This window comes from Bradyrhizobium sp. (assembly GCF_030693485.1).
Lineage (GTDB): Bacteria > Pseudomonadota > Alphaproteobacteria > Rhizobiales > Xanthobacteraceae > Bradyrhizobium.
On the sequence record NZ_JAUYAN010000143.1, the window covers coordinates 1 to 7,825 of the forward strand.

Annotated in this window: 6 protein-coding genes and 1 tRNA gene; 2 read left to right on the top strand and 5 right to left on the bottom strand. The window is 64.3% G+C overall.

The window, feature by feature from the left end:
* Positions 1-130 precede the first annotated feature (130 nt).
* From Q8N40_RS10600 to Q8N40_RS10620, 5 genes are all read right to left on the bottom strand, one after another.
* Positions 131-2,998 carry a valine--tRNA ligase gene (locus Q8N40_RS10600; RefSeq protein ID WP_305711787.1) on the bottom strand — a complete coding sequence of 956 codons (2,868 nt, stop codon included), beginning with the start codon at positions 2,996-2,998 and terminating at the stop codon, positions 131-133.
* 190 nt (positions 2,999-3,188) lie between these two features.
* On the bottom strand, positions 3,189-3,938 hold the full coding sequence (locus tag Q8N40_RS10605) for a PopZ family protein (protein WP_305321756.1): 750 nt from the start codon (positions 3,936-3,938) through the stop codon (positions 3,189-3,191).
* 346 nt (positions 3,939-4,284) lie between these two features.
* Positions 4,285-5,691 carry a TolC family outer membrane protein gene (locus Q8N40_RS10610; RefSeq protein WP_305321757.1) on the bottom strand — a complete coding sequence of 469 codons (1,407 nt, stop codon included), beginning with the start codon at positions 5,689-5,691 and terminating at the stop codon, positions 4,285-4,287.
* 265 nt (positions 5,692-5,956) lie between these two features.
* Complete coding sequence (locus Q8N40_RS10615) at positions 5,957-6,622, bottom strand: protein-L-isoaspartate O-methyltransferase (protein ID WP_305321758.1); 666 nt, start codon at positions 6,620-6,622, stop codon at positions 5,957-5,959.
* Positions 6,623-6,779: 157 nt separating this feature from the next.
* A complete protein-coding gene (locus Q8N40_RS10620) occupies positions 6,780-6,959 on the bottom strand; it encodes a hypothetical protein (RefSeq protein WP_305711788.1) in 180 nt (59 codons plus the stop codon).
* 271 nt (positions 6,960-7,230) lie between these two features.
* Here Q8N40_RS10620 and Q8N40_RS10625 point away from each other — a divergent pair.
* Together Q8N40_RS10625 and Q8N40_RS10630 are read left to right on the top strand one after the other, a co-directional pair.
* A tRNA-Asn gene (locus Q8N40_RS10625) sits at positions 7,231-7,305 on the top strand.
* Between the two features lie 184 nt (positions 7,306-7,489).
* The coding region (locus Q8N40_RS10630) for an Arm DNA-binding domain-containing protein (RefSeq protein ID WP_305711789.1) at positions 7,490-7,825 on the top strand (336 nt) is incomplete at its 3' end.

Below are 7,825 nucleotides of genomic sequence, written 5' to 3' on the forward strand. Positions count from 1 at the left end.
TAGCCCAGCCAGTCCTCGCGGCGGCCGACCTTGACCACCCCGAGTTCCTTCATGATCGCGTCGTAGAAGCGCTCGGCCGCTGAAATGTCCGACACGGTGATGGAGATGTGGTCCAGCATCAGGTCATCCGCTACGCCGCGTTCTTCAACCGTTCCAGCGCCTCGATGATTTTTGTTTTCCGCGCCACCGCCGCCTCGCGCTTTTCCTTTTCTTCCTCGACGATTTCTTCCGGCGCGTTGGCGACGAACTTCTCGTTGCCGAGCTTGGCATCGACGCGCTTGATGTCGGCCTCGGCTTTCGCCAGTTCCTTGTCGAGCCGCGTCTTCTCGGCGGAAAGATCGATCACGCCCTTCAGCGGCAGCGCCGCGACCTCGCCGCGCACCAGCAATTGCACCGCGCCTTCCGGGGGCCGGTCGGCAAAGGAAATATCGCCGAGCCGCGCCATTCGCCTGACCACGTCGTTCCAGCGTTGCGCGCGGCCCCTGGTCTCTTCCGAGGCGCCGGCCAGCACCAGCGGCGTCAGTGTCGCCGGGGTGATGTTCATTTCCGCGCGAACGGACCGGATCGCGGTGACGAGATCGACCACCCAGCCGATCTCGGCTTCGGCCGCGGGATCGCTGAAATCGCCGGTATCGAGCGCCAGCAGGACCGGCGGAAGCAGCCCGTCGTTCGGGCTTGTGGTCGCCATCATCACGGCTTCGTCCGACGTCATTCCGCCGGCCTTGCGCGGCCACTCCGTCAACACCAGCAGGCCGTCACGCTTCGCCGTCATCGCCCACAATTCCTCGGAAATGAAGGGCATGAAGGGGTGCAGCAGCTTCAAAATTTCGTCGCGCGCCCACGCCACCATCGCAAGGGTTTCGGTCTTGGCGGCGCCCTCCTCGCCCATCAGCACGGGCTTGGCGAGTTCGAGATACCAGTCGCAATACACATTCCAGACGAAGCGGTAGATCGAAGCCGCGGCATCGTTGAAGCGATAGGCCTCGATCGCCTCGGTGACCTCGCGGGTGGCGCGCCCGGTCTCGTGCGCGATCCAGCGATTCAGTGTTTGCGTCGCCTGCGTGGCTTCGAAATCCGCCGGCAGCGCGCAGCCGTTCATCTCGGCGAAGCGGCAGGCATTCCACAGCTTGGTCGCGAAATTGCGGTAACCCTCGACGCGCTGCGAAGCGAGCTTGATGTCGCGGCCTTGCGCCGCCATCGCGGCCAGCGTGAAGCGCAGCGCGTCGGCGCCGTAATCGTCGATCAGATGCAGGGGATCGATGACGTTGCCTTTCGACTTCGACATCTTGGCGCCCTTCTCGTCGCGGACCAGGGCGTGGATGTAGACCGTCGGGAACGGCACGTCCTTCATGAAGTGCATGCCCATCATCATCATGCGGGCGACCCAGAAGAAGATGATGTCGAAGCCGGTGACGAGGACGTCGGTCGGATAATGGCGCTGCACATCGGTCTCGTCGTCGGGCCAGCCCAGCGTCGAGAACGGCCACAGCGCCGAGGAGAACCAGGTGTCGAGCACGTCTTCGTCGCGGGTGATGAAACCCTCGCGCTTGTCGGGATCGCGCGCCATCTCGTCGCCCTGCTCCGGCGTGATGACTTCCCGCTCGACGTAATAGCCGAGCGCGTTGCCGACCGCTTCCTCCTCGGTTTCGGCGACGAACACCTTGCCGTCCGGCCCGTACCATGCGGGTATCTGATGGCCCCACCAGAGCTGGCGCGAGATGCACCAGGGCTGGATGTTCTCCATCCACTCGAAATAGGTCTTTTCCCAGTTCTTCGGCACGAACGCGGTCGCGCCACTGCGCACCGCCGCGATCGCGGGCTGCGCCATGGTGTGGGCGTCGACATACCACTGGTCGGTGAGATACGGCTCGATCACGACGCCGGAGCGGTCGCCATGCGGCACCATGTGCGTGTTCGGCTCGATCCGCTCCAGGAATCCGAAATCCTCCAGCCGCGCCACGATCAGTTTTCGCGCGGCAAAGCGATCGACGCCGTGCAGTTCTTCCGCAAGCTGCGAGGCGCCTTCCGGCAGGCCGCGCAAGTAATCCTCGTTGTCGACCAACGCGAGGCAGCCCTCCTGGTCGAGCACGCTGATCTGCGGCAGGCCGTGCCGGCGGCCGACTTCGAAATCGTTGAAGTCATGCGCCGGTGTTATTTTGACGGCGCCCGAGCCTTTTTCGGGGTCGGAATATTCATCGGCGACAATGGGAATCTTGCGTCCCACCAGCGGCAGAACGACGTGGTTGCCGATCAGGTCCGTATAGCGCTCATCGTCCGGGTTAACGGCGACCGCGGTATCGCCCAGCATCGTCTCCGGCCGCGTGGTGGCGACGACAACGAAGGTTGCGGGGTCCTTGGGATTGAAGGTCTTGTCCTGCAGCGGATAACGCAGATACCAGAGGCTGCCCTTGACCTCGATCTGCTGCACCTCAAGATCGGAAATCGCGGTCAGCAATTTGGGATCCCAGTTCACCAGCCGCTTGTCCTTGTAGATCAGGCCTTCGCGATGCAACTCGACGAACACTTTTGCCACCGCGCGCGACAGGCCTTCGTCCATGGTAAAGCGTTCGCGCGACCAGTCACAGGAAGCGCCCAGCCGCTTCAGCTGGTTGACGATGACGCCACCGCTCTCGGCCTTCCATTGCCACACCCGCTCGAGGAATTTGGCGCGGCCCATATCGCGACGGCCCGGTTCCTGGCGCTCCATCAATTGCCGCTCGACCACCATCTGGGTCGCGATTCCCGCGTGATCGGTGCCGGGCTGCCACAGCACGTCGCGGCCGCGCATCCGCTCGAACCGGCAGAGGATGTCCTGCAGCGTGTTGTTGAGCGCGTGCCCCATATGCAGCGAGCCGGTCACGTTTGGCGGCGGGATCACCACGGTGAAGGGGCGGGCGTCGCGTCGCTCGGGGCGGCCGGCCTTGAACGCGCCGGCCTCCTCCCAGAGGCGGGCCATGCGGGTTTCGATATCGGCGGGCTGGTAGTTCTTCTCGATCATCGTCAGATGCAATCTTTGGGCTGTGGAACGGGCTAGAAAGCCGCCGGAACGCGCCAAGTCAACCTGACAAGTCAATCTGACAGGGACGCCAGCCGCTGGTTAGGCCGGATCCGGGACTGAATGAGGGCCGGTCAGCGGGCCGAGATGGGTCCAAGGCGGGCACCGCCCGCCAGGTCGGACCGAAAATCGCCTAACGGCCGCCGCGGGAAACCCGCTCGATTTCCGCCTTGACGATGCGCTCGACGAGGCCCGGCAGATTATCGTCGAGCCAGTTCTTCAGCATCGGCCGCAGCATTTCCTTGACGAGGTCTTCCAGCGTCCGCGCATTGTTGCTCAGCACGGTGTTGGCGAGCGAGTTGAAGGCGGATTCAACGGCGGACACGGTCGTGTGCGACAGGATCTGCTGGACCGGCGCCGCATTTTCAAACGGCGGCGGCTCGAAGGCGGACTGCCGGGGCGCTGCGCCGCGGGCGGCGCTCTCGGCAAATTCCAGGTCGTCCTGCGGTTCGACCTTCCGGAACGAAGGTTGCGCGGGCGGCGGTGGCGCCTGCTCCATCGCTACCGCCATGTCGTCGGTGAGTTCGAACACGTCGCCGTCGGGCTGGGGCGGACGGATTTCCTCCGGCACGGTGGCCTCGTCGAGGCCGTTGAGCAGGGCGTCGATGTCGTCCTGGCTGTTGGAGACGGGCGCGGGCGCCGGTGCGGCAGGAGGCGCTGCGGGTTTGGCTGGCGGAGGTGCGGGCTTTGCAGCCGGGGCAATCGCCGACGGTGGAATATCGGTCATGGCGGCGGGCGCCGCAGCAGCCGGCTTCGCCGGGGCGGCCGGGCTGGCGGGCTTTTCGGCCACCGGCGGCTTGGCTTCGTCGTCGGCGATGATACGACGAATCGACGCCAGAATCTCCTCCATCGAGGGTTCCTGGACCTTTGCAGGCTGCGTCATCGCCGACTCCACATCATCAACGCCCTCCGGTGCTTTTTACACCAAGCCAGACAGGATTTGCCGGTTCTGGAGATACAGGCCGGGATTTTCATCGCACAAGCCTGACTTGTCCCCAGATCAAGCGCCTCTCACCAGATCGCTCGGGATACCGCCCCTGCTCAGGGTACCGAAGCATCGCGGCCAAGTTGCTGCCAGCTCAAGTGCCGTCTCGGATGCGGCGCGAATCGCCCTGCTGCCTCCATTAACGGTATGTCATGGCAACAATTGATTGCAAGCAACGCGCCGCCCCATTCACGCTCGCGAGCGCTTGAGGCAGCCTGTGCTCATGCAACGATGGTTGAGGCGATCAGCGGCCGTCGGGAACGCGGACACCGAACCAGCTGTCGCGGACCTGGTGATAATGCACGCTGGGATCGTAGACGGTGGTGGGTAGCTTGAGCACCACAGGCGACAACCGTCCGACCTTGTCCAGTACGGAGTAGGACGCGACCACGCGGTCATGCTGCGCGGTGACCAGTGCGACGCGGGCGTTGACCAGCGCCTGCTGGGCGTTCAGCACGTCCAGCGTGGTGCGCTGTCCGGCCTTGGCTTCTTCGCGCACGCCGTTGAGCGCGATCTCGGAAGCCGACACCTGCGACTGGGCCGACTGGACCTGCGCCTTGCCTGCCACCAGCTGTCCCCATGCCGTCACCACATTGGCTCGGGTCTGGTCGCGAACCTGTTCGAGGTTGAGGCGCTGTTGCGCCAGGGTTTCCTTGGACTGGCGGATCAGCGCATATTCGGCGCCGCCCTGATAGACCGGAACCGATAGCTGCCCAAGTACGGAGGCGCCGAACGAGCGCTGGATCGTCATGGTCTGTTCATAGGACTGCTGCACCGAGGCCTGCAGCGTCACCGTGGGCAACAGTGCACCTTCGTTCACCCTGACCTGGAGGTAACTGACATCGATGCCGAACATCGCGGCGGTCACGTTGGGATTTTGCGTCAACCCGAGGTCGACCGCGGAGGGCAGCGTTCCCGGCAGAAAGCGGTCGACCGGCGAACCCGGCGCGAGATTGACCGGCTCGTTGCCGATGATGCGGCGGTAGTTTGATCGCGTGGTGTTCAGGTTGGCTTCCGCGGTCAGCAACTGGGTCTTGCCGGCGGCCAGTTGCGCCTCGGACTGCGCGACGTCGGTGCGGGTGACCTCGCCGACGCTGAAGCGGTCCCTGGTCTGTTTCAAGGTCTGTTCGAGTACGCGGACGTTGCTCTTCTGCACCTCGACGATTGCGGAGTCGCGCAGATAGTCCATGTAGATAGTGGCGGCCGAAAGCAGCACGCTCTGTTCGAGCACCCGCAGCGCTTCGCGCGCGCCGGAAACCTGGCTCTCCGCGGCGCGGGTCCGGTTCGCGGTCTGCTGTCCGTTGAACAGCGTCTGCGTCACGGTCGTGCCGATACTGCGCGGCGAATTGGCGCCGTGAATTCCGGTCCGGACAATAACGGTGGGCGTGCCGCCCGACGTCGAAAGCGTATCGGTGTATTGGTAGCCGGCGCTACCTGTGACCGCGACGCGCGGGCGATAGCCGGATAATGCCTGCGGCACGTTCTCGTCGGTCGCCCGGACCGAGGCGCGCTGCGCGTTGAGTTGCGGATTGTTCTGATAGGCGCGCACCAGCGCCTGTTCGATGGTGTCGGCCAGGGCCGGCGTCGGGCCCATCGCCGCCAACAGAAGGACCGCAGCCGCAGCTCCGGTAAAAACCTTCACACCACGCATCCCCAAAAATCCATTCATTCCTGCGCGCCGGCTCGAACGATGAGCCGGACGTCGCAGCCGCCCAATTGAGTCCCGGCTCACCTTATTCCGCCCGTGGGGGCGACGGAACCACCCCGCACCCCGATGCAACGGAAACTCTCCACGTGGGGCATCTGGGCCACACTTCTGATCGGGATCGGTAATTGGTCAGTTGGCAAGGGAGGGGTCGAGGAAGCGGCCGGGCGCGAGTGAACCCCGAACGAGGGCCGGCAAGGACTGGAATCCGCTAGAATACGAAGGCGGCAGCCCGCTCCAGGCCGGGAAGAACCGGGACCGCGGCGTCGAACAGCGCCCGGTTCCCGAAATCGCCATGCGAACGCGTCACGAGGGTGGCGCGCGGTGGCTGCGTGGTGGCGAAAACGCAGATCAGCCGGCCCCCCTCCCTGAGCTGGCTATACAGCCGGTCCGGCACGATTTCGGTCGCGCCATTGAGGATGATCGCATCATAGGGCGCGTTGGCCGGATCGCCGTCGGCGGCCGCCGCCGTCCGTACCGTAACATTCACCAGGCCAAGCCCGGCCAGAACATCCCCGGCCTTCGCGGCCAGCGACGAATCGCTCTCGGTCGCCGTCACCTGCCCGGCCAGATGGGCAATGATCGCCGCCGCATAGCCGGTCGCGCACCCCACCACCAGGACGTTGTCACCCTGCTTGATCTCGGCCGCCTGCAGCATCTTCGCCGTGACCACCGGCTTGATCAGATAGCGCTTGTCCGAAGCCCTCTCGCTGACATCGAGATCGAGGTCGAGATAGGCCAGCGCGCGCTGGCTGGCCGGGGCAAAGGCCTCGCGCGGCACCGCCAGCATCGCATCGAGGATCCGGATATCGGTGACGTCGCTGGGGCGCACCTGGCCATCGACCATTTTCTGGCGCGCGGTCGAAAAACCGGACATGAGTGGACCTTGCAAGCGGTGCGGGCGCGAGCCCGCGGGGGCGAAACCGCGCCATCTTTGGTACAAGGGCCGCCAAAACGCAACATGGTGCCGGCGCCGTCCGAAGCGGACGTACCGCCCTCCCCGATGCACCGGTTCCGGGGCCGCTCCAGCCGGTCTATTCGATGGTCACCGCGAGCCGCCCGATCCACTGCGCTACCTCGTCCAGATGGTCGGAATCGTGCTCGGCGATAGCCCGGGCCAGCCGGAACAGGCATTCATCGTCACTCAGCGCGGGGATCTCGTTCGGAATGATCGACGACACCGGCTTTGGGAGATCGGTCAGGACGTCTGGCATCGAATCACCTCAAGGGTTCGGGTCCGGCATCCCTGGGGATCGCCGGCGAATGGGCCCTTTTGGCGGCTGATGGATGCGAGGCGCGGGCGGCAGCATTGCGCCAGTCAGGCGCCAGGGCGCCCGCTCGGCGGCCCGGAATGCCAACAAATCGTTGTGGCCCAGGCAGTTTTACCGCCTTCTTGATGCCGCGTCGGAACAGCCCATTTCGTCCTTTGCAAGCCCGGAAGGCTTTGTTATACGCAGCCGGCTTGCGAACGATTGTTTCGCCTGTTCCTCGGTAGCTCAGCGGTAGAGCATTCGACTGTTAATCGAATGGTCGCTGGTTCGAATCCAGCCCGGGGAGCCAATCGGCTTATTTGAGGATGTCCGGTACCGTCCAAGAACGTCCATCGTATCACAAATTATGCTTGAAAAATAAGGACTTCGCGGTAATCTGTGGGCTCAGATTGTCCAGCCGTGTCCGGTAGCAGCCGCGTTTTTTGCTGGCCTCGTTGCTGGCCTCGGGGGGGTCAAATCGAAGATAACGAGCCATGTTGACCGACGTCGGGTGTCGCAATCTGAAACCGCAAGCCAAGCCGCTCAAGAAGAGCGATGCCGGCGGTCTCTATCTCTTGGTTAAACCAGGCGGATCCAAGCATTGGTACATGGGCTACCGTTTTGGCGGCAGGCAAAAGAAACTTTCATTCGGCCCCTACCCTATTGTCACTCTGCTCGGTGCGCGCGACAAGCGCGACGCTGCTAAGCGGCTGCTCGCCGATGGCGTCGATCCCGGTGCGGCGAAACAGGAAGCCAAGCGCGAACAGGCCGCCGCCCGCACCTTCGGTGGGTGGGCTGATGAATGGCTGGAAAAGGACCGCGCGCAGCTA

Bases quoted from the DNA above. Each gene is read 5' to 3' on its own strand.
- Q8N40_RS10615 (WP_305321758.1), bottom strand. From the start codon at position 6,622: ATGTCCGGTTTTTCGACCGCGCGCCAGAAAATGGTCGATGGCCAGGTG.
- Q8N40_RS10610 (WP_305321757.1), bottom strand. From the start codon at position 5,691: ATGCGTGGTGTGAAGGTTTTTACCGGAGCTGCGGCTGCGGTCCTTCTG.
- Q8N40_RS10605 (WP_305321756.1), bottom strand. From the start codon at position 3,938: ATGACGCAGCCTGCAAAGGTCCAGGAACCCTCGATGGAGGAGATTCTG.
- Q8N40_RS10620 (WP_305711788.1), bottom strand. From the start codon at position 6,959: ATGCCAGACGTCCTGACCGATCTCCCAAAGCCGGTGTCGTCGATCATT.
- Q8N40_RS10600 (WP_305711787.1), bottom strand. From the start codon at position 2,998: ATGATCGAGAAGAACTACCAGCCCGCCGATATCGAAACCCGCATGGCC.